The sequence below is a fragment of the Martinezella lusitana genome (assembly GCF_014207095.1).
GTDB lineage: Bacteria > Pseudomonadota > Alphaproteobacteria > Rhizobiales > Rhizobiaceae > Rhizobium > Rhizobium lusitanum_B.
Map to the genome: position 1 here is coordinate 356,968 of NZ_JACHBG010000004.1, position 26,380 is coordinate 383,347.

The 26,380-nt window shown below is 59.4% G+C and carries 20 protein-coding genes; 16 read left to right on the top strand and 4 right to left on the bottom strand.

Features of this window, described 5'->3' with window-relative positions:
* Positions 1-105: 105 nt before the first annotated feature.
* Positions 106-642, bottom strand: coding sequence for a DUF1003 domain-containing protein (locus GGD46_RS12065; protein WP_184704011.1), 537 nt, complete (start codon positions 640-642; stop codon positions 106-108).
* Between the two features lie 201 nt (positions 643-843).
* On the opposite strand from GGD46_RS12065, the gene GGD46_RS12070 reads away from it, so the two are divergent.
* The 3 genes from GGD46_RS12070 (at position 844) to GGD46_RS12080 (ending at position 5,338) form a co-directional block, all read left to right on the top strand.
* On the top strand, positions 844-2,523 hold the full coding sequence (locus GGD46_RS12070) for an NAD+ synthase (protein WP_184704270.1): 1,680 nt from the start codon (positions 844-846) through the stop codon (positions 2,521-2,523).
* A 28-nt stretch (positions 2,524-2,551) separates the two neighbouring features.
* Entirely contained in the window at positions 2,552-3,379 is an 828-nt protein-coding gene (locus GGD46_RS12075) for a PD40 domain-containing protein (protein ID WP_184704013.1), read from the top strand.
* Positions 3,380-3,556: 177 nt separating this feature from the next.
* Positions 3,557-5,338, top strand: a complete 1,782-nt coding sequence (locus GGD46_RS12080) for an ankyrin repeat domain-containing protein (RefSeq protein WP_184704015.1) — start codon at positions 3,557-3,559, stop codon at positions 5,336-5,338.
* On the opposite strand, the gene GGD46_RS12085 is transcribed toward GGD46_RS12080, so the two are convergent.
* On the bottom strand, positions 5,298-6,047 hold the full coding sequence (locus GGD46_RS12085) for a hypothetical protein (protein WP_184704017.1): 750 nt from the start codon (positions 6,045-6,047) through the stop codon (positions 5,298-5,300). The genes GGD46_RS12080 and GGD46_RS12085 overlap by 41 nt on opposite strands.
* 147 nt (positions 6,048-6,194) lie before the next feature.
* The gene (locus GGD46_RS12090) at positions 6,195-8,507 is read right to left on the bottom strand and encodes an NADP-dependent malic enzyme (protein WP_184704020.1); all 2,313 of its coding nucleotides are present in this window, start codon (positions 8,505-8,507) and stop codon (positions 6,195-6,197) included.
* Positions 8,508-8,849: 342 nt separating this feature from the next.
* Between GGD46_RS12090 and GGD46_RS12095 the strand changes: the two genes are divergently transcribed.
* The 7 genes from GGD46_RS12095 (at position 8,850) to gndA (ending at position 17,202) form a co-directional block, all read left to right on the top strand.
* Positions 8,850-9,656, top strand: coding sequence for a UDP-2,3-diacylglucosamine diphosphatase (locus tag GGD46_RS12095; protein ID WP_184704022.1), 807 nt, complete (start codon positions 8,850-8,852; stop codon positions 9,654-9,656).
* A 166-nt stretch (positions 9,657-9,822) separates the two neighbouring features.
* Complete coding sequence (locus tag GGD46_RS12100; protein WP_184704039.1) at positions 9,823-11,040, top strand: MFS transporter; 1,218 nt, start codon at positions 9,823-9,825, stop codon at positions 11,038-11,040.
* Positions 11,041-11,193: 153 nt separating this feature from the next.
* Complete coding sequence (locus tag GGD46_RS12105) at positions 11,194-12,354, top strand: ABC transporter permease (RefSeq protein ID WP_184704041.1); 1,161 nt, start codon at positions 11,194-11,196, stop codon at positions 12,352-12,354.
* 12 nt (positions 12,355-12,366) lie between these two features.
* Positions 12,367-13,230, top strand: coding sequence for an ABC transporter ATP-binding protein (locus GGD46_RS12110; RefSeq protein ID WP_184704043.1), 864 nt, complete (start codon positions 12,367-12,369; stop codon positions 13,228-13,230).
* Positions 13,231-13,239: 9 nt separating this feature from the next.
* The gene (locus tag GGD46_RS12115; RefSeq protein ID WP_184704045.1) at positions 13,240-14,610 is read left to right on the top strand and encodes an MlaD family protein; all 1,371 of its coding nucleotides are present in this window, start codon (positions 13,240-13,242) and stop codon (positions 14,608-14,610) included.
* A 38-nt stretch (positions 14,611-14,648) separates the two neighbouring features.
* A complete protein-coding gene (locus GGD46_RS12120; protein ID WP_184704047.1) occupies positions 14,649-15,263 on the top strand; it encodes an ABC-type transport auxiliary lipoprotein family protein in 615 nt (204 codons plus the stop codon).
* A 511-nt stretch (positions 15,264-15,774) separates the two neighbouring features.
* Complete coding sequence (gndA, locus tag GGD46_RS12125) at positions 15,775-17,202, top strand: NADP-dependent phosphogluconate dehydrogenase (RefSeq protein ID WP_184704049.1); 1,428 nt, start codon at positions 15,775-15,777, stop codon at positions 17,200-17,202.
* Between the two features lie 63 nt (positions 17,203-17,265).
* Here gndA and GGD46_RS12130 read toward each other — a convergent pair whose 3' ends face one another.
* Entirely contained in the window at positions 17,266-18,300 is a 1,035-nt protein-coding gene (locus GGD46_RS12130) for a LacI family transcriptional regulator (RefSeq protein ID WP_184704272.1), read from the bottom strand.
* A 462-nt stretch (positions 18,301-18,762) separates the two neighbouring features.
* On the opposite strand from GGD46_RS12130, the gene GGD46_RS12135 reads away from it, so the two are divergent.
* From GGD46_RS12135 to GGD46_RS12160, 6 genes are all read left to right on the top strand, one after another.
* Positions 18,763-20,001 (top strand): ABC transporter substrate-binding protein, encoded by a 1,239-nt coding sequence (locus GGD46_RS12135; RefSeq protein ID WP_184704051.1) that lies wholly within the window; start codon positions 18,763-18,765, stop codon positions 19,999-20,001.
* Between the two features lie 90 nt (positions 20,002-20,091).
* The gene (locus tag GGD46_RS12140; protein ID WP_184704053.1) at positions 20,092-20,982 is read left to right on the top strand and encodes a carbohydrate ABC transporter permease; all 891 of its coding nucleotides are present in this window, start codon (positions 20,092-20,094) and stop codon (positions 20,980-20,982) included.
* 15 nt (positions 20,983-20,997) lie between these two features.
* Positions 20,998-21,894 (top strand): carbohydrate ABC transporter permease, encoded by an 897-nt coding sequence (locus GGD46_RS12145; protein WP_184704055.1) that lies wholly within the window; start codon positions 20,998-21,000, stop codon positions 21,892-21,894.
* 3 nt (positions 21,895-21,897) lie between these two features.
* Positions 21,898-22,989, top strand: a complete 1,092-nt coding sequence (locus GGD46_RS12150; RefSeq protein ID WP_184704057.1) for an ABC transporter ATP-binding protein — start codon at positions 21,898-21,900, stop codon at positions 22,987-22,989.
* Between the two features lie 56 nt (positions 22,990-23,045).
* The gene (locus tag GGD46_RS12155) at positions 23,046-25,511 is read left to right on the top strand and encodes a beta-mannosidase (RefSeq protein ID WP_184704059.1); all 2,466 of its coding nucleotides are present in this window, start codon (positions 23,046-23,048) and stop codon (positions 25,509-25,511) included.
* A gap of 105 nt (positions 25,512-25,616) precedes the next feature.
* The gene (locus GGD46_RS12160; RefSeq protein WP_184704061.1) at positions 25,617-26,378 is read left to right on the top strand and encodes a sugar phosphate isomerase/epimerase; all 762 of its coding nucleotides are present in this window, start codon (positions 25,617-25,619) and stop codon (positions 26,376-26,378) included.
* The last annotated feature ends 2 nt before the right edge of the window (positions 26,379-26,380 follow it).

Sequence of the window (26,380 nt, forward strand, 5' to 3'; positions counted from 1 at the left end):
CGCGCGCTTTAGGTCTTTGATTTTGCGCATGTCGTTGTCGCAAGACCGCTGCACAGTTTTGGGCGGCAGGCTTTAGCAGCCGTCGGCTCGGGTTTTCAATGAGCCTCAGGCGTCGCCCTTTTCTGCTACCAGCTTGTTAAGCCGGGAGATTTCCTCCCGCACCAATGCAAGCTCGGTCAGCACCTGCATGTCGATCTTCTGGTGTAGCGACAGAACTTCGAGCTCCGCCTTGAGATTGACCTCATAATCCTTGGTGGCTTCGAAGCGATCCCGCTCTGCCTGTCTGTTCTGCGACATCATGATGATCGGCGCCTGGATGGCGGCGAGCATGGAAAGAACGAGGTTGAGAAAAATGAAGGGGTAGGGATCGAAGGCGCCGGTGGCGAGAAGGACGGTGTTGACGACACACCAGAATACGAGAAACAGCAGGAAGCAGATAATAAAGGACCAAGAGCCGCCGACGCGGGCGATGCTGTCTGCGAGGCGCTGTCCGGTCGACGCGTCTGCCGAGAGCGCCGCGTTGACATCCGTGGATATGATCTTGCGCTCATGCGCCTTTCTCAGAACGCGCTTCTCGATATCGCCGAGTTCCTCGGAAGTCTTGTTGAAATGCAGATGAGCAAAGTTGGGGAGGCTGTGCATGGGGGGCTCCAGGGGGCGTGATGGCGTTGAAAGCAACTATTCGACCAATAGGTGGAAATGCAACGGCAGAAGAGTTTCAGAGCCGATCGCTCATGGAGTCGCTGGATGTGCCGTCGGCTGAGAATGTGTGGCACGATCTTTGATGTCCGGAGGCAGAGGAAGGCGGTTGCGGAAGCAGGATGCCACCGCTAAATGTATGGCATGACAGAGCAAAGCCAAATCACCCACACGATCCGCATCGCGGTTGCGCAGCTCAATCCGACGGTCGGAGACGTCTCCGGCAACCTCGCCAAAGCGCGCGAGGCGCGGGCCGAAGCGGCGCGCGAGGGTGCCGATATCGTGTTGCTGACGGAGCTGTTTATTTCAGGCTATCCGCCGGAGGATCTGGTGCTGAAGCCTGCCTTCCTGCGCACCTGCTGGAAAGCGGTCGAAAGCCTTGCCGCCGATACTGCCGATGGCGGGCCGGGCGTCGTTATAGGCTTTCCGCGGCAGGACGATACCGGCCGCTATAATTCCGTGGCCGTGCTCGATGGCGGCAAGGTTATCTTCATCCGGGATAAGGTCGACCTGCCGAACTACGGCGAATTCGACGAGAAGCGGGTTTTCGATGAGGGAACGATTGCCGGGCCTGTCAATTTCCGCGGCGTCCGCATCGGCATTCCGATCTGCGAGGAAATCTGGAACGATCTCGGCATCTGCGAAACGCTGGCTGAAAGCGGGGCGGAAATTCTGCTGGTCCCGAATGGTTCGCCCTACTATCGCGGCAAGGTCGATATCCGCCATCAGGTCGCGCTGCGGCAGGTGATCGAATCCGGTCTGCCGCTGATTTTCGCGGCGCAGGTCGGCGGCCAGGATGAGCTGGTTTTCGATGGCGCGAGCTTCGGCTTCAATGCGGATAAGACGCTGGCCTTCCAGATGAGCCAGTTCGAGACGGCACTGGCGGTCACCACCTGGAAGAAGAACGGCGATGGCTGGCACTGCGCCGAAGGGCCGATGGCGCATATTCCGGAAGGTGAGGAGGCCGACTATCGAGCATGCCTGCTGGGCTTCCGCGACTATGTGAACAAGAACGGCTTCAAGTCGGTCGTGCTCGGCCTTTCCGGCGGCATCGATTCTGCGATCTGCGCCGCAATCGCCGTCGACGCGCTCGGCGAGGAGCGCGTGCGCGCGGTCATGCTACCCTACAGATACACGTCGCAGGATTCGCTGAAGGATGCAGCGGACTGCGCCAAGGCGCTCGGCTGCCGTTACGATATCGTTCCGATCGAGGATCCTGTCACCGGCTTCACCTCGGCCTTGTCCGATCTGTTTGAAGGCACTGAAAGCGGCATCACCGAGGAAAACCTGCAGAGCCGTGCTCGCGGCACCATCCTGATGGCGATCTCCAACAAGTTCGGCTCGATGGTAGTGACCACCGGCAACAAGTCCGAAATGTCGGTCGGATACGCCACGCTCTATGGTGACATGAACGGTGGCTTCAACCCAATCAAGGATCTCTACAAGATGCAGGTTTATGCGCTGTCGCGCTGGCGCAACCTGCATGTGCCGCCGGGCGCGCTCGGCCCCTCGGGCGAGGTGATCCCGCATAACATCATCGACAAAGCACCTTCAGCCGAACTCAGGCCAAACCAGACGGACCAGGATTCGCTGCCACCCTATCCAGTGCTCGACGATATCCTCGAATGCCTGGTGGAAAAGGAAATGTCGGTTGAGGAGATCGTTGCGCGCGGGCATGACGTTGCGACGGTGCATCGTATCGAGCATCTGCTCTATCTCGCCGAATACAAGCGTCGCCAGTCGGCGCCAGGCGTGAAGATCACCAAGAAGAATTTCGGCCGCGATCGCCGTTATCCGATCACCAACCGGTTCCGCGATCGCTGATCGCGCATCCGAGACAGGACGAGGACGAATGCGCAGCTCGGTCGAGATCTATAATATTCGCACCGGGACGAACCGGGTGGTCTGGCAAACCGACCAGCTGATCGAGGCGCCGAACTATTCGCCTGACGGCCGCTATCTGCTTTTGAACGGCGACGGGCTGCTTTACCGGCTGCCGTTGGATGGCAGCGGCGGGATCGCTCGTGTCGACACCGGCTTCGCAACCACATGCAACAATGATCATGGCATTTCTCCCGATGGGTCGCAGATTGCGATCTCGGACAAGACGCAGTACGGCAAGTCCTGCATTTACGTCTTGCCGGCCGAAGGTGGGGTGCCGCGGCAGGTCACCACCAATCTACCTTCCTATTGGCACGGCTGGTCGCCTGACGGCCAGCGCTTCTCCTACTGCGGCATCCGCGATGATGTCTTCGATATCTACACCATCTCCATCGATGGTGGCGAGGAGACGCGGCTGACGCATGGCGAGGGCCGCAATGATGGGCCGGATTTCTCCGCCGACGGGCAGTGGATCTACTTCAATTCCAGCCGCACGGGTCTCATGCAGATCTGGCGCATCCATCCCGATGGCACCGGATTGCAGCAGCTGACCGATGACAATTACGGCAACTGGTTCGCGCATCCTTCGCCGAAAAACGACAAGGTCGTGCTGATCTCTTACGATGCCGATGTTTTTGATCACCCGCGCGATCTCAATGTTCGCATGCGGCTGATGGATATGGACGGCGGCAACCTTACGACCCTGTTCGAGCTCTTCGGCGGGCAGGGATCGATCAATGTGCCCAACTGGTCACCGAACGGTGATGAGTTTGCCTATGTGCGCTACGAGCCGGCCTGATCTTCGAATTGTGACCTCTGGACAGATGGTATCTCGCGCGATAGATGTGATCCGTTCTCAGGGCGCATCCGATCCGCGGGAAGGGCAAAGCCCACCTGAAGCATAGAATACGAGACTGCCACACCTCTTTTCAGTCTGTGGGCGCGGATACCGGACGTAAATGGAAGGAGGTCTATTTTGACCACGCGCTCTTTGGCTGCGAATGCCACACTCGACTCCCTGAAAAAGCAGGCCAAGACTTTCCTCAAGGCCGTTCAATCCGGTGACGCATCGGCGCAAGGCCGCGTTGCGCCCTATTTCACCGACATTGCCAATGTCGGATTGCAGGACATTCAGCTCGTCCTTGCCCGTGAATTCGGCTTCTCCAGCTGGACCAAGCTCAAGGCACATCTGGAGGCGGGCGATCGCCAGAGCGCTCCGCGAGATCAGCTCGCCAATCGCTTCCTCTCGCTGGTGACACTTTCCTACTTCGGCAACATCGCCGCCGATCCGGCCCGGTTTGAAGAAGCGCTGGTGCTGTTGGAGGCAAACCCGGAGATTGCCGCCGAGAATATTCATGTCGCCGCAGCGCTTGGTGACGCCGATGGTGTCGGGCGTTGGCTCGATCGTCAACCGCAGCTTCTCGACCGCAAGGGCGGCCCTTATGACTGGTCGCCGTTGATGTATGCGGCCTATGCGCGCTTTCCTGGCCGATCAAGCCTGCCGGCTGCACGCGAGCTGGTCAGGCGCGTGGCTGATGTGAACTCCTACTTTCTCGATGGTGGGCAATATCGGTTTACCGCCTTGACCGGCGTCTTCGGTGAAGGCGAGGCGGGCAAGGAGCGCCAGCCACAGCATCCTGATTGCGAGGCCTTCGCGCGTTTGCTGCTGGAAGCCGGTGCAGAGGCCAACGACAGTCAGGCGCTTTATAATCGCATGTTCGAACCTGACGATACGTGCCTGAACTTGCTGCTGGAATATGGGCTGTCCGCCGCCGATCGGAACAATTGGCTGGTGCGTGAGGACGGCAAATTCGTCGCTAACTCGCAGACCGTCTTCGACTATCAGCTCGCATGGGCGCTCGAGCACCGTATGGCCTCGCGCGTTCGCCTGCTGTTGGAGCATGGAGCGGACGCCAACAAGCCTGTCAATGGGCGGACGCCTTACGAATGGGCGCGGCTAGGCGATGACAAGGATCTCACACTATATCTCGTTCAGCGGGGAGCTATAGCGGTTCGTCTGAAACGTGAGGATTGGGTCTACGTCAAAATTCAGGAGGGAGCCGGCAACGAGGCGGACGATCCGGCAATACTCGTCGAGCACATAAAGAACGTTGCACGCGAGCTTGATATTCCCGAAGCGATGCGGCGGGCGCATCCCGCTATGCTGCACGAGGCCGCCGGCGACAATAACCTGCGGGCCGTTGGTGTCATGCTGGCATTGGGTCTCGATGTGAACGCAATGACCAGCCGCACGCCGCTGCACGAGGCGGCGCTTCACGGTCATATCGAGATGGCGCGTTTGCTGATCGAGCATGGGGCCGATACCACCATCCGCGATCCGTATTTCTACGCGCCGGCGATCGGTTGGGCAGATTACAATAGGAAGTTGGAAACGGTCGAATTCCTGAAGGCCTATCCGCTCGATATCTTTGCCGCAGCTGCTTTCGGTCAGATGGAACAGTTGACGGATCTCATCAACAGTCATCCGGAGCAGCTGGACCTGCGTTTCGGCGATTTTCGCCCGGGCGGACAGCCGAGCCCCGATCGCGATTGGATGACGCCGCTCGGTTTTGCGATCGTCAATCGCCATGCCGATGCGGTGCGGGTTCTGCTGGAGCGTGGTGCTGACGGTGGGGTCCGGGATGCTTCCGGCAGATCCTATCGCGATCTTGCGCGGGAAGCGGGAGATGAAATCATCATCTCCCTGCTACCGCGGCCTATTGCGACGGTTGCGGGCCAGCCGCCTTCGGATGCTTGAGGTCTATGCCGCCCTGGTCGGTCGCAAGGAATTGCGGCCCGACTTGGCGGACCTTGTTGGCTGAAGGGTCATAGGGGCGATCAGGCGGGAACTGCTGCGGCGCCTGCGCGACCGGCGGTGCCTTTGCCGCGGGCGCCTGCATTTGCTGCAGGCTGGAATTCTTCTGCAGCCTCGGCTTCTCGATAACCGTGATCGAGCTTTCAGGTTGCGCCAGGGATTGCTGCTGCGGCGCATAGGCGTCGAGCTTCGTACGGGTGTCGATGACGATATCCGGTGCGGCCGAAGCCGGTGGGCTGCAGCCGTTTCTTTTCATCGCATCCAGCAATTGATTGCGATCGAAGCCGCCGGCATCGATACGCCCGGTGCTCTGCTCGCGTTCGTCCATCAGCAGGGTAAGGTCATGGCGCATACCGTCCAGCGACATCCTCATATCGTCGCAAACGGCGCTATTGTCGTCGCCGCCGTAGCCGAAGCCGTCATCCACGACGCAACCCTGGTTGCGCAGATCGGTCATCATTCGCCGGATCATCACATTCTGCTGGACGATGGCGCGCGAGAGCTGGCGCGTTTCATCGCTTGCACCGATCACCTCGTTGGTATTCGCGTAGCGGCCGCGCAGTTCGTCGCAAAGATTGGTTTGAGCAAGGCTTGGGGTTGCCGTCAGCAGGGACAGCAGGGCGATGGAAACTAGGTGTCTGCCGCGATTCACGATACTGCTCTCGAAAGCGGTTAAGGTTTGCTGCAAGCTACACTTTGGAGCTTAACAACGTATCCATCAAAACGCACAGATTTCGAGAAGGTTCTACCGAATTGTCGCTTGCGGCCGCTCTCATCTGGCGGCCGCAAGAGGCTTGGCTCAAGCGAGCTGCGACGCCTCGACCACAGCGAGAGCCGCCATGTTGACGACGCCGCGGGATGTGACCGAAGGCGAGAGGATGTGGGCCGGAAGGGCCGTGCCCAGCAGGATCGGCCCGACATGCAAGCCGTCGGTCATGGTCTTGACCACGCCGAGCGTGATGTTGGCGGCATCGAGATTGGGGAAAACGAGCAGGTTCGCTTCGCCCGTGAGCGTGCTGTCCGGCATGACGTGACGGCGCAGGCTCTCGGAGATGGCGCTGTCGCCATGCATTTCGCCATCGACTTCCAGCTCGGGTGCCGCGTCGCGAACGAGCGCAAGCGCCTCGCGCATCTTTGTAGCACTTTCCGATTCCCGCGAACCGAAGTTGGAATGCGAGACGAGTGCGGCGCGGGGCTCGATGCCGAAGCGCTTGATTTCCTGCGCCGCAAGCACGGTCGACTCCGCGATCTCTTCGGCGGTCGGGTTAAACGTTACGTAGGTGTCGGTGTAGAAGGTGGCGCCGCGCTGCGAGATGAGCAGGCTGAGCGCCGAGAAATCCCTTACGTCGGGCCGTTTGCCGATGATCTGGCGGACGATGCGCAGATGACGCTCGTAGCGGCCTTCGAGGCCGCAGATCAAGGCATCGGCTTCGCCGCGCTTCAGGGCAAGCGCGCCGATGACGGTTGCGTTGGTACGGACGATCGTGCGAGCGGCTTCGGGGATGACGCCAGCGCGGCCGACGAGCGAGAAATAGAGCTCGACATACTCGCGGAAGCGTGGATCGTCCTCGGGGTTGATAACAGCGAAATCGGTATTCGGCCGGATCTTCAGGCCGTAACGCTTCAGACGAGTCTCGATGACCGAGGGACGGCCGATCAGGATCGGCGTTGCCGTGCCTTCTTCAAGCAGGACCTGGGCGGCGCGCAGCACGCGCTCATCTTCACCTTCGGAGAAGACGACGCGCTTGCGTTCGGCAATCTTCGCAGCCGCAAAGATCGGCTTCATGATGAAGCCGGAGCGGAAGACGAAGCGATTGAGCTCGTCCATATAGGCGTCGAAATCCTTGATCGGACGCAGCGCCACGCCGCTCTCGGCGGCGGCTCTCGCCACGGCCGGCGCAATGCGCAGGATCAGGCGCGGATCGAAGGGCGAAGGAATGAGGTAGTTGGGGCCGAAGACCGGCGTTTCGCCGGTGTAGGCGCGGGCAGCGACGTCGGAAGGCTCTTCGCGGGCAAGCGAGGCGATGGCGCGCACGGCGGCCATCTTCATCTCTTCATTGATCGTCTTGGCGCCGCAATCGAGCGCACCGCGGAAGATATAGGGGAAGCAGAGAACGTTGTTCACCTGGTTCGGGAAATCGGAGCGACCGGTGCAGATCATCGCGTCAGGGCGCGCAGCGCGGGCGAGGTCAGGCATGATTTCCGGCGTCGGATTGGCGAGCGCCATGATCAGCGGCTTTTCCGCCATCTGTTCGAGAAGCTCCGGCTTCAAAACGCCGGCGGCAGACAGGCCGAGGAAAACGTCGGCGCCCGGAATGGATTCGGCAAGCACGCGCTTGTCGCTATCCTGGGCATAGACGGATTTCCATTCGTCCATCAGGACATTGCGGTCCTTGTAGACTAGGCCTTCGATATCGTGGACCCAAATGTTCTCGCGCTTGGCGCCGAGAGTGACGAGCAGGTTGAGGCAGGCGAGCGCTGCGGCGCCAGCGCCCGAGGCGACGATCTTGACGTCCTCGATCTTCTTACCGGCAAGCTCTAGGCCATTGAGGATAGCGGCGGCGACGATGATGGCTGTGCCGTGCTGGTCGTCGTGGAAAACCGGGATTTCCATCTTTTCGCGCAGGCGGCGTTCGACGTCGAAGCACTCCGGCGCCTTGATGTCTTCGAGGTTGATGCCGCCGAAGGTCGGCTCGAGCGCGGAGATGGTGTTGACCATCTCGTCGACGGTCGGGGCTGCGATTTCGATGTCGAAGACATCGATGCCTGCGAATTTCTTGAAGAGAACGGCCTTGCCTTCCATGACCGGCTTGGAGGCGAGAGGGCCGATATTGCCGAGGCCGAGAACGGCCGAACCGTTCGAGATAACAGCAACGAGATTGGCGCGGGACGTATAGTCGGCCGCCGTTTCCGGGTTGTCGCGGATCGCGAGGCAGGGGGCGGCAACGCCCGGGGAATAGGCAAGTGCCAGATCGCGCTGGTTGCCGAGTGGCTTGGTCGCCTGAATTTCAAGCTTGCCGGGGCGGGGATAGCGGTGGAAATAGAGCGCCTGTTCGTCGAAATTGCCGCTGGCCATGTTCTTGGCTGCTTTCGAATTGTCGTTCGTATCCATCTTGCGTCTCCATTCCAGGCCTATGCTTCGAGTCCCTGCATACATCAATCGGTTTAGGTTCACAGTATGCAATTGACGTCACTGAGCGTTTTTGCCGCGACAATGTCCTGATCGACCGTGCGCCGGGTCACTTACAAGAGCGAAACGATGCGAAACACCTATCCGCTTTATGCTGACTATTTTCATGGCGCGCGGGTGGGTTTCGCGCCTGTGGCCACGAGCGTCCGAATCAGCCCGCAGAGCCGCCAGACACAGGATTTGTCATCTTCCTGAAACACGAGTCTGGTTTTGGAATAGGTAAGGTTAGGATAGGGCACGGACATAGAGTTCGTGAATGAAAACATGGACACCCGGCGATTTCGCACATTGTTCATTTCTGACGTGCACCTCGGTTCGAAAGCCGCCAAGGCGGATTTTCTACTCGATTTTCTCCGTCATCACGAGGCCGATACCATCTATCTGGTCGGCGATATCGTCGATGGCTGGCGGCTGAAGCGGAATTGGTTTTGGCCGCAGGATTGCAATGACGTTGTGCAAAAGCTGCTGCGCAAGGCGCGCAAGGGCACCCGCATCGTCTACATTCCCGGCAATCACGATGAATTCCTGCGCGATTTCCCCGGCATGCATTTCGGCGGCATCGAAGTGGCGCAGCGCGCCATGCACGAAACGGCCGACGGCAAGAAATATCTCGTGCTGCACGGCGACGAATTCGACGTCGTCGTTCGCAACGCCCGCCTGCTCGCCTATCTCGGCGACTGGGCCTACGACATGGCGATCCTCATCAATATCGGCCTTGCGGCGGTACGCCGTCGCCTGAACATGCCCTATTGGTCCTTCTCTGCCTGGGCGAAGCTGCAGGTCAAGCATGCGGTCAACTTCATCGGCGAATTCCAGCGGGTGGTTGCGGAGGAAGCAAAGCGCAACGATGCCGATGGCGTGATCTGCGGCCATATCCACCATGCCGTGATCGAGGATCTGGATGGCGTGCGCTACATCAATACGGGCGACTGGGTGGAAAGCTGTACGGCGATTGCCGAGCATGAGGACGGCACCTTCGAGCTGATCACCTGGCAGACGATCCTTGAGACGCAGCCCGTCGGCGCGTCGATAGAAGAGCTGCCGCAGTCGCTGGGCGCTCAGGCAGCGTGATTTTGCAGCTGTTCACGAACTTGGTGATAGGCTGTCATAAATATTGACTGCCAGGAAAGGGTCGGAGAGCCGAAGTTTTTCGGAAACGTTACAGTTCGACCACTTCTCGCCATAGTCGTGCTCCCGATAGAGTGATAGGGACAAATCAGTTCCCTTCAGGTCTGTCATGATTCCCGCGATAAAATCTTTCCAGGGTGAGGGTGCGCCTCCGTATTTCCGCTTGCGCACTGCTTTGTCCTATTGCGCCCCGTTGTTCGTCAACGGCATTGCCTTGCCATTCTTTCCCGTCTGGCTGGCGGGCTTGAATTTCAGCGATCACGAGATCGGTCTCGTGATTGCAGTGCCGATGGTGGTGCGCGTTCTCGTGACGCCCGTTATCGCCGTTCTCGCCGACCATATGAAGGAACGCGCCGATGTGCTGTTCTGGTCAGGCGGCCTGTCGCTGCTCACGGCGATCGCGCTGTACTGGACCAGTGAATTCTGGCCTGTGCTGCTGGTCTACGGCATTCAGGGGGCGACCTATGCGCCCTATTTGCCGGTGGTCGAATCCATCGCCATGTCCGGCGTCAGGCGCTGGGGCTTCGATTACGGCTCGATGCGGGTCTGGGGGTCGATCACCTTCATTGTCTCAACCCTTCTCGGAGGGCAGATGATCGGAATGTGGGGTGGCACTATGGTGCTTCCCGTCATGGTCGCGGGCTTTGTGCTGACCATGCTGATGGGCTTGGTCTCGCCACGCATCGGACCGACGCGGCGGCGCAACCAGCCGATCAACCTGCAGTCGCCGACGGGGAGCCTGCGCTCTCCGCAATTGCTGATCACTATGATCGGCGTCTCGGTGCAGCAATCGAGCCACGCAATGCTCTATACCTTTGCCTCGATCTACTGGCGCAAGCTCGGATTTTCCGGCACGGAAATTGCCGTTCTCTGGAGTATCGGCGTCGCGGCCGAGGTGCTGGTTTTCTTCCTGTCCAAGACATTGAATCGCCGCTTCAGCGCGTGGACGCTCATTTTCTTCGGGGCGACCGTCTGTGTCCTGCGCTGGGTCCTGTTTCCGGTCAATTTCGGTTTCCTGGGCTATTTCCTGCTGCAATGCCTGCATTCCTGCACATTCGCCTGCGTGCATACCGGCATTCAGCGCCGCATTGTCGCATCGGTGCAGGAAACGCAGGAATCGTCGGCCCAGGGCGCCTATTACTTCTATAACGGCATGTTCCTCGGCCTGATGACGCTGGCTTCGGGCTATCTGTACGCCTGGCTCGATCTCTACAGCTATTATGTCATGGCGGCGCTGGCGGCCATCGGTCTGGTCATGGTCATCCTTGCACGCGGGCTTCAGTCCAAAAGCTCGGCGATCGGCGGAGGCGCGCATCGCGCTTCGTGACGCGGATGCAACAAATTCATTTGGATATCAAAAAGCCGTGCCATATCTTGGCCGCGGCGCGGCATAGCAATTTCCTGTGCAGTCGGTGTATTAAACATCGGCGTCGTTCGGGCAATCCGAGTCGACATTGATGATGCCAGATCTGAAAGACGCATGAGCTTGAAAGCAGCCGAACAGAAAACCGATGCACCGAGGATCGATGACGAGGGTGATGGCCATGGGCATCGCTATCGGCTCGAGGGTAATTGGCGTAGCGCCAATGTGCATGGTGTGCTGCGACAGATCGAGCAACTCTCGAAACGCAGCGCCGGCGGCGATGTCGTCATCGATCTTTCCGCACTCTCGGATGTGGACACTGCAGGGGCGCTGCTGATCCGGCGGCTGAAGATGAGTCAGGAAGCTCATGGAGCGACCGTGACCATCGACGGCTCCAACCCGCATATCGACGAATTGCTGACCGCTTTCGATAAGGATGCAAGCGAGCAACGCGCCGCACCGAAGCCGCAAATATCCTTGGCCGAAAAGTTGTTGGCACCTATCGGCAGGAATGTCTACGACCTGTGGGGCAACCTGATTGCCGCGATGTACATTCTCGGTTCGGCGGTCAGGGGAGCGCAGCTGAAGTTCGGACGCGGCAGCGGCGTCTCGCCGGCGTCGATCGTCAACCAGATCGACCACATGGCAGTGCGCGCCGTTCCGATCATCCTGCTCATGTCGTCGCTGATTGGCGCGATCATCGCCCAGCAGGGCGCGTTCCAGCTGCGTTATTTCGGCGCCGAGGTCTTCGTCGTCGATCTCGTCGGCATCCTGCAATTGCGCGAAATCGGGGTGCTTCTCACCGCCATCATGATCGCCGGCCGGTCCGGCAGCGCGATTACGGCCGAGATCGGCTCCATGAAGATGCGCGAGGAAGTGGATGCGCTGAAGGTCATGGGCCTGAACCCTGTCGGTGTGCTGATCTTCCCGCGTCTTGTCGCGCTGACGGTTGCGCTGCCATTGCTGACGATCATTGCCAACTTCGCCTCGCTTTTCGGTGCGGCGATGGTTGCCTGGGGCTATTCCGGAATCACCATCGCGACCTTCATTTCGCGACTGCATGAGGCGGTCAGCCTTTCCACTGTGATTTCCGGTATGATCAAGGCGCCGTTCATGGCGCTGGTGATCGGTATCGTCGCAGCTGTCGAAGGATTAAAGGTCGGCGGCAGCGCTGAATCGCTCGGCCAGCACGTAACCTCGGCAGTGGTGAAGTCGATCTTCGTCGTCATCCTGATGGACGGGCTGTTTGCCATGTTCTATGCCGCGATCGATTTCTGAGGGATGGCAAGGATGAGCGCGCTTCACTCGGAGACCCCGTTGGAAACTGATGAGCATGGCAGGGACATCGTGCTGTCGGCACGGGACGTGACCGTCGCTTTCGGATCGAAAGTCGTCCTCGACAAGTTGAACCTCAATATCTATCGCGGCGAAATCCTGGGCTTCGTCGGCGCGTCCGGCGCGGGCAAGTCCGTGCTGCTGCGCACGGTGCTGCGGCTGTTGCCACGGCGCTCCGGCAAGATCGAGATCCTCGGCGAGGACTATGACAAGCTCGACGAGAATGAGCGCAACCGGCTCGACATGCGTCTTGGTGTGCTCTTCCAGCAGGGAGCGCTGTTTTCTTCGCTGACGGTGAAGGAGAACATCCAGGTGCCGATGCGCGAGTATCTGGACCTGCCGAAGGAGATGATGGACGAGCTGGCGCTGATGAAGATCCGCATGGTGGGTCTCGCTGCCGACGCCGCCGACAAATACCCCTCCGAGCTTTCCGGCGGCATGATCAAGCGCGCCGCGCTCGCCAGGGCATTGGCGCTCGATCCCGACCTTGTTTTCCTCGACGAGCCGACGTCAGGGCTCGATCCCATCGGTGCAACAGAATTCGACGAGCTGATCGCCAAGCTGCGCGACACGCTCGGCCTGACCGTTTATATGGTGACTCACGACCTCGACAGCCTGTTTTCCGTCTGCGACCGTATTGCCGTTCTCGGACAGAAGCGGGTATTGGTGGAAGGTACGGTTGAGGACATGCTCGCCTGTGATGATCCCTGGGTGCAATCCTACTTCAGGGGCAAGCGCGCACGTTCGATCGTGCCGCGGGAGGACATCAGAGGCCGTAGCGACGACAAAGGCGCAAGCGCCCACAGCCGCGAGAAGTGACTGGAGATTATGGAAACCAAAGCCAATTATACGATCGTCGGGTTCTTCACGCTGCTTGTCATCGCGGCCGCCTTCGGTTTCGTCTACTGGATGGCCGAGTATGGCCGCGGCGGCCCGATGGTCGAACTCGTCGTCCGTATTCCCGGCTCGGCAAACGGCTTGAGCGTCGGCTCGCCAGTGCGCTTCAACGGTATTCAGGTCGGTTCGGTGCAGGGGCTGTCGATCGACGCGGACGATCCCAACTATTCGCTGGCTTTCACGCAGGTCCGCGCCGATGCGCCGGTCTACACATCGACCAAAGCCATCCTTGAGATCCAGGGCCTGACCGGGGCTGCTTACATCGAGCTTTCCGGCGGCCGCAATGGCGACGAAAACATTCTGAAACGCTCTATCGATACGGGCAAGCGAGCGGTGCTTCTCGCCGATCAATCCAGCGTCACGAACCTGCTGACGACGGCCGACAAGATCCTGAACCGCGCCAACGACACGATCGGCGACATTCAGGGGTTCGTCTCGGATTCACGCGGGCCGCTCACCGATACGGTGCGCAATGCGCAGAAATTCTCCAAGGCGATTGCTGACAATTCCGACAATATCGACAAATTCCTGGCGAGCGTCGGGCAGCTCTCCGATACGTTCAAGACCGTTTCGACACGCGTCGATTCGACCCTGGACGCAGTCGAGAAGCTGGTGCGTGCCGTCGATGCCCAGAAGGTCAATGACGTCATTGCCAATGCCGACCGCATTACGGCCAACGTTGCCGACGCGACGACTGACCTGAAGGCGACCATTGCGAGCTTCAAGCAGACGGCCGATACCTACACGACCTTCGGGCAGAACGCGCAAAAGACCCTGGATCGCGTCGATGCGATCGTCGCGCAGATCGACCCGGCCAAGATCAAGGGATCGGTCGACGACATTGCCGACGTGACGAAGCAGGCGCGTACGGCTGTTGCCTCCATCCGCGATGTGGCCAGTTCGGTCGCGGCGCATCAGCAGGATATCGATCAGACGATTGCCAACGCGCGTGATATTTCCACCAAACTCAATTCGGCATCCGGCAAGGTCGACGGGATCCTGACCAAGGTCAATTCGCTGCTCGGCGACGACAGCACGAAATCGTTGTTCGCCGAGGCGAAGGATACGCTCGAATCCTTCAAGAAGGTGGCAGACAATCTCAATTCGCGTATCGGACCGATTGCCGACAATCTGCAGAAGTTCTCGAGCGGCGGTCTGCGCGATGCCCAGACGCTTATCAACGATATGCGCGGTACGGTTGACAATCTGAACACGACTATCAGTAATTTCGACCGTAACCCGCAACGACTGCTGTTCGGTGGCGATACGGTGAAGACATATGACGGCCGCGCGCGGCGTTGATGAATAGCGAGATCTGGTCTCCAGGGGATAAGCGAAATATGGTCGGTTGCGTATCGAGTGAGCGTCGTCAGATGTGGAAGGCCGTGATTGCGTTGCCGTTGCTCGCAGCCTTGCTCGGAGGCTGTGGTACCTCCGGCCACAACGATACCTATGATCTCTCGGGGTCGGCGAAGGTGAACGGGCCTTCGGCCAAGAGCATGCAGATCCTGATCCCTCAACCGACAGCGTTGCAGGCGCTCGACAGCAACCAGATCGTCATTCGCGTTTCGTCCTCGGAAATCCAGTATCTCGGCAAGTCGCAATGGAGTGACAAGCTGAGCAAGATGGTCCAGTCCAAGCTGGCGGAAGCATTTGAGAATACCGGCAAGCTCGGCGGCGTCGGGGTTCCGGGGCAGGGACTGGCGATCGATTATCAGATCGTGACGGACATCCGCTCCTTCGAAGTCAATGCGTCGCGTGGCCAGAAGACAGCGGTTGTTGAAATCTCGGAGAAAATCCTGAACGACCGCACGGGCACTGTGAAGGCACAGAACGTCTTCCGCAAAGTCGTGCCCGTCAGCGGCAGCAGCAATCCGGACTTCGTGAAGGCGCTCGATTCGGCATTTGCGGGCGTGACGGGCGAGCTTGTCGACTGGACGCTGCGCTCGCTGTAGAAGCGCTTGGCGAAGATTGCTTCTTAGCTTTTGCCATCGGCGGCAATGCCTGAAGCATTGTGGCTATGCGGGGAGGGTTACCGCCTCATCCAATCGTCGATCACGCCGAAATGGTTCGGGTGGCGGAGCCTGTTCGGGCGTTGCGTATCTTTCTTCCGCAGGCCTCTTCAATTGCTAGGGATCGACACATACACGATCTTTGCACTTGCGGTCGACATGGTGGTTTCCTCCTCTATATCGTTCAGAACGGAGTTTCGGTCGGCGAAGCAGGCGCAGGCTCTGAAGCGGCTGAATGGCGATTTCCGCAACATTCTTGCACAGTCCTGCAAAGCGAACCGCTCACGGCCCGCGGAGGCTTGCCGTTTTCCGTTCGGAGTGTAACAACACCCCTAACGCAGGGCTTTCGCCGGTCGCGCCAAGCGTCGGCGGTATTGCGTCAAATCGGAAGTGGTTGCGTCCTCCGAATCTCCGGAATGGGTCGGCGCAGCCAACGACTCACTGGAGGATTGTCGTGGAAAAGGCAGAAATCGGGCTGATTGGTCTCGCGGTGATGGGATCGAATCTGGCGCTCAACATCGCCGAAAAAGGCAACAAGATCGCAGTGTTCAACCGTACGCCGCAGGTGACGGATGAATTCTACGCCAATGCGGGCGCGCTCAAGGACAAGATCATCCCTTGCAAGACGATCGAGGAGTTTGTGGAGGCGATCCGTCCGCCGCGGCCGATCATCATCATGATCAAGGCCGGCGAGCCGGTCGACCAGCAGATGGCGGCGTTGCAGCCCTATCTCGACAAGGGCGATATCATGATCGACGCCGGAAACGCCAATTTCCGCGATACGATCGCCCGCTTCGACCGCCTCAAGGACACTGGCCTTACCTTCATCGGCATGGGTGTTTCCGGCGGCGAGGAAGGTGCACGCCATGGACCGTCGATCATGGTCGGCGGCACGGAGGACTCCTACAAGCGCGTCGAGAAGGTGCTGACGTCGATTGCGGCCAAGTACAATGACGATCCGTGCGTTGCCTGGCTCGGCAATGACGGTGCCGGCCATTTCGTCAAAACGATCCACAACGGCATCGAATATGCCGACATGCAGATGATCGCCGAAATCTACGGCATTCTGCGCGATGGTCTCGGCAAGAGTGCCGCCGCTATCAGCTCGATCTTCGGCGACTGGAACAAGGGCCGCCTGAATTCCTATCTGATCGAGATCACCGAAAAGGTTCTCGCCGCCAAGGACCCGGCAACCGGCAGCGCCATGCCCGACGTCATCCTCGACAAGGCCGGCCAGAAGGGCACCGGCAAGTGGTCTGCCATCGAAGCCCAGAACATGGGTATTCCGGCAACCGCGATCGAGGCAGCCGTTGCCGCGCGCAGCCTGTCGGCCCTTAAGAGCGAGCGCGAAGCTGCCGAAAAGATCTTCGGTACGCCGGACTATAAATTCCCGATCGCTTTCGGCCCTGAGCTGCTGAAGGATCTGGAGCTTGCGCTGTTTGCCGCCAAGATCGGCGCTTATGCGCAGGGCTTTGCTGTGATGGCGGAGGCTTCGAAGGAGTTCAACTGGTCGCTACCGATGCCCGTCATCGCCAAGATCTGGCGTGCCGGCTGCATCATCCGCTCGCAGTTCCTCGACGAGATCACCAGCGCCTTCACCAAGACTCCGGATGCGGCGAACCTGATCGTCACGCCGGCCTTTGCCGAGATGGTCAAGGAATCGATCCCGTCGCTGCGCCGCATCGTTTCGGCTGCGACTGCTGCCGGCCTGCCGGTTCCGGCGTTGGCTTCGGCGCTCACTTACTTCGATGCCTATCGTCAGGCACGCGGCACCGCCAACCTGATCCAGGCCCAGCGCGACTTCTTCGGCGCGCACGGCTTCGATCGTGTCGACGGCAAGGACATCCACCACGGCCCATGGGGCAGCGGCGCTCAGGGCTGAGAAAACAGTCCTATGTGATTTTGAGAAAAAGGCCCGTCGGAGAAATCCGGCGGGCTTTTGCCATCAGCTCTTCGGCCAGACAGGCGAGCTGATGCTTTGCAGCAGTTCCGGCTCTATGCCGTCGATTCGGGCGATGATCGACTTGGCCAGCTCACGGCCGCCCTGACGGACGTCCTCGTAGATCGTGATAATCTCCGGGCGGATCCAGTTCAGCACGTCGGTCGATTGCTTGGCGACCATGTCGATGTCGCGGCCGAGGCGGAAACCAGCCGCCTCGATGCCGGCGTTGACGGCGATGGCGCCGGCGCCGCTGGAACAGACGATACCGTCGGGCGGATGGGAGGAGCGCATCAATGCTTCCACGCTGTCCCTGATATCGGCAAGCGGCGCGTCCGTCGTCACCCTGAGCGGGATCTCCTCGGCGCCGTACTCATGAAGGCCGATCTGGAAGCCGATACGGGTATGCGAATAATAGGTCAGCTTGCTGGCTGGTTGTAGCAGGGCCAGGCGACGCCGCCCCTTGGCGACAAGTGCGCGCACGGCCTCGTGAGTAAAGGCTTCGTTGTCGAAATCATGGAAGGGGTGGACGATACCCATATCCGTGCGTCCATGCGTGGCGAACGGCAGTCCGCGTTCATGCATAACGCGAACGCGCGGATCATCCGGCTCCGTGCGCGATATGATGACGCCGTCGGCCGAACCGGTGTCGAGAATATAGCGCACCGGCACCAGCGGATCTTTGCTGTGGGAATGCGGCGTGATGACCAGATGGTATTGCGTGCCCGCCAGAACCTCGGAAATGCCGAAGACCATCTGGCTGGTGAAGCCCATGATTTCCTCGTCGATGCTCAAAACCAGAGCGATGACGTTGGTCTTGCCGGTTCGCAGGCGTACGCCTGCGCGGTTCGGCTGGTAGCCCAACTGCCGGGCGACCATGCGCACGCGTTCCTTGGTCTCGGCACCGATATCGGGGGCATCCTTCAATGCGCGGGATACCGTGGTAATGCCAAGCCCGGTCATGAAGGCGATCGTCTTGAGCGTCGGCCGCTCCGGTGCCGTCTGCTGCGTGCCGCTCGCTGAAGTCTTCTTATTTTCCATTTCGTCCAAGCTCGCCTCCCGGCCGCCTCCCGCGACCAATCCGCTTATATTGCTCATGCTTGCGCCGCAAGCATAGATGCAATGCGATCGCTCCATCGTCAGTGATAAAAACTGTAACGATACAGTTCGATTGTCGAGTGCTATTTTATGACGACTTGCCGGAGTAATACTTCCTGGTTGTATCGGTCTGCTTTTTCGAAGATTTTCCCGTCCCCGATGGCAAGGCGATGGGATGGGTGACGTATTCAAAGGTATTTTATTATAAAAATCAAATCACTGATACTGCCTCCCGCAGGGTTTTCGCTTGAAGGTGGAGCTGCGAATGTGTGTTCTTCACAAGTCTATTTTCCTCTATGGGTTGTATAATTGCGTGCGTCGAAAAAATTTTCGGATAGGCGGTTGCGCACCGAAAATGATTCGACTAGGTTTTTCCGGCAACGTTTCAGTGAGGGAGGAGAACTCATGAATATTCGTTTGATGGCTGCCGCTTTGCTCGCATCTGTCGCTATTCCAGCCTTTTCCGCAAATGCGACCGATCTTGAGGTAACGCATTGGTGGACATCGGGCGGCGAAGCAGCCGCGGTGAAGGTTTTGGCCGAACAGTACAATGGTTTGGGCGACAATCACTGGGTCGACGGCGCGATTGCCGGATCCGGTTCGACGGCTACGCCCTTGATCGTCAGCCGTATTCTGGGCGGCAATCCGATGGGCGCAACGCAGCTCAATACGGGTCGCGACGCCGAAGAGCTGGTCAAGGCCGGCCTGATGACGGACCTGACCGATCTCGCCGAAAAAGAGCACTGGAAGGATATCATTCGTCCGGCGAGCCTGCTGGCTTCGTGCACCTATCAAGGGCGCGTCTTCTGCGTGCCGCTCAACATTCATTCCTGGCAGTGGCTGTGGCTCAATCGGCACGTCTTCGAAGACAACGGCATGAAGGTGCCGGCGAACTGGGACGAGTTTGCAGCCGATGCGCCGAAGCTGCGCGAAAAGGGTATCGTTCCGCTCGCGACCGGCGCTCCATGGCAGGTCGACGGTATCCGCAACGTCATGCAGGTCGGCATCGGCGGCAAGGAGACCTATCTGGCGATCTACGACAAGAAGAACGCAGATGCGGTCAAAAACCCCGAGAACCGCAAGGTTTGGGATGCATTTGCACAGGCTCGCGGCATGGTCGACGACAGCTATTCCGGCCGCGACTGGAACGTCGCCACCAACATGGTCATTACGGGCAAGGCTGCAGGCCAAATCATGGGCGACTGGGCGCAGGGCGAGTTCGGCGTAGCGAAGCAGGTTGCAGGCAAGGACTATGATTGCTTGCCAGGCCTCGGATTCCATGCGCTGCTCGATACCGGTGGCGACAGCTTCTATTTTCCGAAGAACAGCAATCCGGACATCACCAAGGCGCAGCTCGAGCTTGCCAGCATGCTGGTTTCCAAGGAAACCCAGGTCAAGTTCAACCTCGCCAAGGGTTCTCTGCCTGTTCGCGGCGATGTCGATCTGACCGCCGCCAGCTCCTGCATGAAGAAGGGTCTGGAAATCCTGAAGAACCCGGACAACGTGCTGCCGGGCGTGACGCAGCTGATCGATCCCGATACGCGCGGCCAGATGACCGATCTCGGCCTGCAGTTCTTCTCGTCGAAGATGACCGTGGACGAGGCGATCGAAAAGCAGACCGCCATCTTCAAGCAGGCTCAGTAAGCAGACGACCATCCTATCAATCGCGATGGCTGACATTGGGACAGGCGAGAGTTCTTGCCTGTCCCGGTGACGCCACCAACGGAGGTATCGATGGCTAACGCTGTCCGGCCACTTGGTCTGTTCCGCAATCTCAATGCAAAGATCGCCGCCATTCCGATGGTGCTGACGGTAATCGTCGTCTTCGTAGGTTGCACGCTCTGGACCGTCATCTACTCGTTCACCGATTCCAAACTGCTGCCCAGTTCCAACTTCGTCGGATTGTCGCAGTATCAGCGTCTATGGGGCACCGATCGCTGGAACGTCTCCATCGGCAATCTCGCGACATACGGCGTTCTCAGTCTGGTTTTCGCCTTCGTCGTCGGCTTTTTCCTGGCCGTACTGATGGATCAGAAGATCCGCTTCGAGAACACGTTCCGAACCATTTTTCTCTATCCCTTCGCTCTGTCCTTCATCGTGACCGGCCTTGTCTGGCAATGGATCCTCGACCCGTCGCTCGGGCTGCCGAAGTTGATGCAGGACATGGGGTTCACCGGCTTCAATTTCGCGCTGCTCGGCAATCAGAAGACCGTGCTTTATGCGCTCGTCATCGCCGGTCTCTGGCAGGGTACGGGGCTTGTCATGGTATTGATGCTCGCGGGCCTGCGCGGGATCGACGGCGAGATCTGGAAGGCCGCCCGCGTCGACGGCATTCCGGCCTGGCGGACCTACATCTTCGTCGTCATTCCGATGATGCGCGGCGTCTTCGTCACCACGCTCGTCATCGTCGCCTCTGGCATTGTGCGCGTCTACGATCTCGTCGTTGCCATGACGTCGGGTGGTCCGGGCTTCGCATCGGAAATGCCCGCCAAATATGTCTATGATTTCATGTTCCAGCGCTCGAACCTCGGGCAGGCGCTTGCCGCCTCGACGGTCATGCTGGTCACCGTGTTCATCTTCGTCGTGCCGTGGGCTCTCTACGAGTTCCGCCAGAAGCGCCGGTAAGGGAGGAAGCAACCCATGGCACTTACCGCTACCATCGAACCTTCGGGCGCTAAGCCCAAGCGCCGCTTCGCACCGCGCACGATCATGCTCTACGGCATCCTCGGGCTGGCCGCGCTCTACTATTTGCTGCCGCTCTATGTGATGGTCGTCACCTCGCTGAAGGGCATGCCTGAAATCCGCATGGGCAATATCTTCGCGCCACCCGTTGAGATTACCTTCGAGCCTTGGGTGAAAGCCTGGTCGCAGGCATGCACCGGGCTTTACTGCCACGGCATTCAGGTCGGCTTCTGGAATTCGGTGAAGATCCTCGTTCCAAGCGTCATCGTCTCGATCGCCATTGCGTCGGTCAACGGCTATGCGCTTGCCAACTGGCGCTTCAAGGGATCGGAAGTCTTCTTCACGATCCTGCTGTTCGGCGCCTTCATTCCCTATCAGGTCATGCTCTATCCGCTCGTCATGGTGCTGCGCGAACTTCACCTGTTCTCGACGCTCGGCGGCATCGTGCTTGTGCATACGATCTTCGGGATGCCGATCAACACGCTGCTGTTCCGCAACTACTTCGCCTCGCTGCCGCCGGAACTCTTCAAGGCGGCGCGCGTCGATGGCGCGGGCTTCTGGCAGATCTTCCTGCGCATCATGCTGCCCATGTCGCTGCCGATCTTCGTCGTCGGCATGATCATCCAGATCACCGGCATCTGGAACGACTTCCTGTTCGGCGTGATTTTCGCCGGCACGCAGAACTATCCGATGACCGTGCAGCTCAACAACGTCGTCAACGCCGTGCAGGGCGTGAAGGAATACAACGTCAACATGGCCGCAACGCTCCTGACTGGCGCGGTGCCGCTTATCGTCTATTTCGTGTCCGGACGGCTCTTCGTCCGGGGCATCGCCGCCGGCGCAGTGAAGGGTTGATCCATGAACAGCAGCGTTTCCATCAAAGACCTTTCGCTGAATTTCGGTGCGGTCAGTGTTTTGAAAAACCTCAATCTCGAAATCGACGACGGGGAGTTCCTGGTGCTCCTCGGCTCATCCGGCTGCGGCAAGTCGACCTTGCTCAACTGCATCGCCGGCCTGCTCGACATCAGCGAAGGGCAGATCTTCATCAAGGGCAAGAATGTCACCTGGGAAGAGCCCAAGGATCGCGGCATCGGCATGGTGTTCCAGTCCTATGCGCTCTATCCGCAGATGTCGGTGGAGAAGAATCTCTCCTTCGGCCTGCGCGTCGCCAAGGTGCCGCAGGACGAGATCAACAAGCGTATCGCGCGCGCTGCCGAAATCCTGCAGATCGAGCCGCTCTTGAAGCGCAAGCCGGCCGAGCTTTCGGGCGGCCAGCGCCAGCGCGTCGCGATCGGCCGTGCCTTAGTGCGCGATGTCGATGTCTTCCTCTTCGACGAACCGCTGTCGAACCTCGATGCCAAGTTGCGCTCGGAGCTGCGTGTGGAAATCAAGCGGCTGCACCAGTCGTTGAAGAACACGATGATCTACGTCACCCACGACCAGATCGAGGCGCTGACGCTCGCTGACCGCATCGCGATCATGAAGAACGGCGTCATCATGCAGCTCGACGATCCCACGACGATCTATAACGAGCCGCGCAATCTCTTCGTGGCCGGCTTCATCGGATCGCCGTCCATGAACTTCCTTAGGGGAGAGCTGGCCAATCGCGAAGGTAAGATCGTGTTCGCGACCAATGACGTGCTGTTTTCTCTCGACGGCTACAAGTCCTGTGAGGCGTTGCATGCTGGCCGCAAGGTCGTGCTGGGCGTCCGCCCCGAGCACATCAAGGTCAACGAGGAAGCCGCGTCCGGCGCTGAAATCCACAATGCCACCGTCGATATCGAGGAGCCGATGGGGGCCGACAATCTGCTGTGGCTCAAGCATGCCGGCCATACCATGTCGGTTCGCGTCAACGGCGCCAGACGTTTCGGCGCGGGTTCGGCTGTGAAACTCGGCTTTGACATGTCTCTCGCATCGCTCTTTGATGCGCAGACGGAACTCAGAATTTGATCCATGCACGGGGGCGGGTTGACCGCCTCCAACCTACAGCGGTCCGGGGAGGTCCGATGTCGTCTTCGCTCAATGATAACTTCACCATCGATCTGGCCGGGTCATGGAGGCTGACGTCTCCCGACAGCGATCATTCGCTGTCCATGTCTCTGCCTGGTGACGTCCATTCCGCGCTGCATGCGGAAGGGCTTATTCCCGACCCCTATTTCGCGCGCAACGAAGAGGTCGTGCAATGGGTCGCCAAGCAGGACTGGGAGCTGACGCGCAGCTTCAAGCTCGATGATGTCGACGGAGACTGGTATCTCGACATCGATTATCTCGATACGGTCGCCAGCGTCTACGTCAATGATGCGCTCGTGCTGGAGGCGAACAACTGCTTCCAGCGCTATCGTCCCGATGTCTCGAAGGCGCTCAGGACAGGCGAGAATACCCTTCGCATCGTCCTGCATTCAAGCATTTCGGCCGGCTCCGCCCTGCAGGCGAAGCAACCGTTCTACATTCCCTACAGCACCGGCAATTCGCCGATTCCGAATGGTAACATGCTGCGCAAACCGCAGTGCCACTTCGGCTGGGACTGGAACATCGCAATCGCGCCGCTTGGTCTTTATGGCACCGTTGCGCTGAAGAAGCTTGAGATCGCCCGGATCGAAAATCTCGTCACTCAACAGATTCACAATGACGACGGCTCGGTTGACCTCAAGGTGACGGTGGCGTTGTTTGCCAAGGGGACCGGGATCGCGCAGCTCCATTTTATGCTCGATGATGAGCGGGTGCGTCTCGATGTCGGCGTCAATGCCGGCGAAACGTCGATCACCCACTTCTTCCACATAGACAAGCCCAAGCTCTGGTGGCCGGCCGACAATGGCGAGCAGGCGCTTTATGCCCTATCCGTGGAAACCAATTTTGAAACCGTCACCCGGCAGATCGGCCTGCGCACGGTCGAGTTGATTACCACCGAGGATGAGGCGGGTAGCCGTTTTGCTTTGAAGGTCAATGGTCGTGAGATCTTTGCGCGCGGGGCAAACTGGATTCCGGCCGATGCGCTGTTTTCCCGCTCCAACCCGGCCGCGACCGAGGGTCTGCTGCAATCGGCCGTCGACGCCAATATGAATGCGATCCGCGTCTGGGGCGGCGGCTTCTATGAGCATGACTGGTTTTACGACACCTGCGACCGGCTGGGGCTCATGGTGTGGCAGGACTTTATGTTCGCCTGCAATCTCTATCCGTCGACGGGTGACTTCCTGGAAAATGTCGAGGAGGAGGTCGGCTATCAGGTTCGCCGTCTGGCGACGCATCCGTCCATCGTTCTCTGGTGCGGCGACAACGAACTGGTGGGCGCGCTTACCTGGTTCGAGGAGTCCCGCAAAGACCGTGATCGCTACCTCGTCTCCTATGATCGCCTGAACAGGACGATCGAGAAGGCGATGAAGAAGGCGCTGCCGGACGCGATCTGGTGGCCGTCGAGCCCGGCTTCGGGCTATCTCAACTTCGGCGACGCATGGCATGCCGACGGCTCGGGCGACATGCATTACTGGTCGGTCTGGCACGAAAATAAGTCTTTCGACAATTATCGCACCGTGCAGCCGCGCTTCTGCTCGGAGTTCGGCTTCCAGTCCTACACCTCGCTGCCTGTTATCAAGACCTATGCCGAGGCGAAGGATATGAATATCGCCTCTCCGGTCATGGAGCTGCACCAGAAAAATGCCGGCGGCAACGAGCGGATTGCCGGCACGATGTTCCGCTATTTCCGTTTCCCGAAGGACTTTCCGAATTTCGTCTATTTGAGCCAGGTCCAGCAGGGCCTCGCGATCAAGACGGCGGTGGAATATTGGCGGTCGCTGAAGCCTCATTGCATGGGCACCATCTACTGGCAGCTCAACGACACCTGGCCAGTGGCTTCTTGGTCCAGCCTGGATTACGGTGGCCGGTGGAAGGTGATGCATTATCTGGTGCGGCGCTTCTTCCAGCCAGTATCTGTTGCGGCCATTCCCTCCGAAGACAGCAAGACGATCCGCTTCTCTCTGGTCAACGACACCAATGCGGATGTCACGGCCGATATCTCCGTCTCGCTCTTGAAGCTCAATGGCGAGCGGGTGCCGCTCAGCACGGCGCATGCCGCCTGTACGACGGATGCGGCTGTCACGGCCTTGTCGATCGATGCGGACCAGATACCGGCGGATTGCCTGCTGGCGTGGCGTTTCACCGCATCGAACGGCATGGGCGGCGAGGGGCATTATGTCCACGGCACCTACAAGGCGCTCGAGCTTCAGCCTGCCGGTCTGACGGTGCTGAGGGAGGAGAAGGAGGAAAACGGGACAGTGGAGCTCACCGTCACCGCAAAGGGACTTGCGCTGTTCGTGATGATCGAGAGCGAAATCGAGGGACGTTATTCCGACAACGCCTTCGATCTTGCCGCCGGCGAGAGCCGCCGCATCGTTTTCACGCCGGCCAAACCCATTGCAGGTGGCGCCCCTGCATTCCGCATCTACGATTTGCAATCCAGTCAGTCGGTGGACAGCTAGCTGGCGGCCACCTTGCTGATGGATTGAACTATCGCGCCGCATCGGCGGCGCTTTCGGGGCCACAAGCCCAGGACAGACGGCCCGGAGGCCATTGGAGGAGTATCGATGACGAAACTTGGATTTCAGCTTTATAGCGCCCGCAATTTCCAGCCCTATTCGGAGATCTTTGTAAAGCTCGGCAAGGCCGGCTATGCCGAAGTGGAAGGCTTTGGCGGCATTTATGCCGATCTCGACGAGACGGGCCTCAAGAGCCTGCGCGCGGAACTCGACAGGAACGGCCTGCGGATGGCAAGCGGCCATTTCAGCCCGGACTTCCTTGACGGCGAAGTGCAGAAGTCGCTCACCATCGGCAAGGTCCTTGGCATGGATTCGATCTACGCGCCGCATATCGCTGCCGATCAGCGTCCGACCGATGCCGCCGGCTGGCGCACTTTCGGCAAGCGCCTGCATGAAATGAGCAAGCCCTACAAGGATGCGGGCTTCGAATTCGGCTGGCACAACCACGACTTCGAATTCGTCAAGCAGGCGGACGGCTCGCTACCAATCGAGCAGATCTTTGAAGCTGCACCGGATATTTCCTGGGAAGCAGATATCGCCTGGGTCGTCCGTGGCGGCGGCGATCCCTTCGCCTGGATCGAAAAGCTCGGTCCGCGTATCACCGCCGTTCACGTCAAGGACATTGCGCCGGTTGGCGAGAACAAGAACGAAGACGGCTGGGCCGATGTTGGCCACGGCACGGTTCCGTGGGCAAAGCTGCTCAAGGCGCTCGCCGGCACCAAGGCCAAGCACTTCATCGTCGAACACGACAATCCGAGCGACGTCGATCGCCTGATCACCCGCTCCATCGCATCCTTCAAGAGCTTTTGAGG

What these genes read in the sequence shown, in the direction of transcription:
- GGD46_RS12065 (WP_184704011.1), bottom strand. Translation starts at nt 642, where the DNA reads ATGCACAGCCTCCCCAACTTTGCTCATCTGCATTTCAACAAGACTTCC.
- GGD46_RS12070 (WP_184704270.1), top strand. Translation starts at nt 844, where the DNA reads ATGACAGAGCAAAGCCAAATCACCCACACGATCCGCATCGCGGTTGCG.
- GGD46_RS12075 (WP_184704013.1), top strand. Translation starts at nt 2,552, where the DNA reads ATGCGCAGCTCGGTCGAGATCTATAATATTCGCACCGGGACGAACCGG.
- GGD46_RS12090 (WP_184704020.1), bottom strand. Translation starts at nt 8,507, where the DNA reads ATGGATACGAACGACAATTCGAAAGCAGCCAAGAACATGGCCAGCGGC.
- GGD46_RS12095 (WP_184704022.1), top strand. Translation starts at nt 8,850, where the DNA reads ATGGACACCCGGCGATTTCGCACATTGTTCATTTCTGACGTGCACCTC.
- GGD46_RS12100 (WP_184704039.1), top strand. Translation starts at nt 9,823, where the DNA reads ATGATTCCCGCGATAAAATCTTTCCAGGGTGAGGGTGCGCCTCCGTAT.
- GGD46_RS12105 (WP_184704041.1), top strand. Translation starts at nt 11,194, where the DNA reads ATGAGCTTGAAAGCAGCCGAACAGAAAACCGATGCACCGAGGATCGAT.
- GGD46_RS12110 (WP_184704043.1), top strand. Translation starts at nt 12,367, where the DNA reads ATGAGCGCGCTTCACTCGGAGACCCCGTTGGAAACTGATGAGCATGGC.
- GGD46_RS12115 (WP_184704045.1), top strand. Translation starts at nt 13,240, where the DNA reads ATGGAAACCAAAGCCAATTATACGATCGTCGGGTTCTTCACGCTGCTT.
- GGD46_RS12120 (WP_184704047.1), top strand. Translation starts at nt 14,649, where the DNA reads ATGGTCGGTTGCGTATCGAGTGAGCGTCGTCAGATGTGGAAGGCCGTG.
- GGD46_RS12130 (WP_184704272.1), bottom strand. Translation starts at nt 18,300, where the DNA reads ATGGAAAATAAGAAGACTTCAGCGAGCGGCACGCAGCAGACGGCACCG.
- GGD46_RS12135 (WP_184704051.1), top strand. Translation starts at nt 18,763, where the DNA reads ATGAATATTCGTTTGATGGCTGCCGCTTTGCTCGCATCTGTCGCTATT.
- GGD46_RS12140 (WP_184704053.1), top strand. Translation starts at nt 20,092, where the DNA reads ATGGCTAACGCTGTCCGGCCACTTGGTCTGTTCCGCAATCTCAATGCA.
- GGD46_RS12145 (WP_184704055.1), top strand. Translation starts at nt 20,998, where the DNA reads ATGGCACTTACCGCTACCATCGAACCTTCGGGCGCTAAGCCCAAGCGC.
- GGD46_RS12150 (WP_184704057.1), top strand. Translation starts at nt 21,898, where the DNA reads ATGAACAGCAGCGTTTCCATCAAAGACCTTTCGCTGAATTTCGGTGCG.
- GGD46_RS12155 (WP_184704059.1), top strand. Translation starts at nt 23,046, where the DNA reads ATGTCGTCTTCGCTCAATGATAACTTCACCATCGATCTGGCCGGGTCA.
- GGD46_RS12160 (WP_184704061.1), top strand. Translation starts at nt 25,617, where the DNA reads ATGACGAAACTTGGATTTCAGCTTTATAGCGCCCGCAATTTCCAGCCC.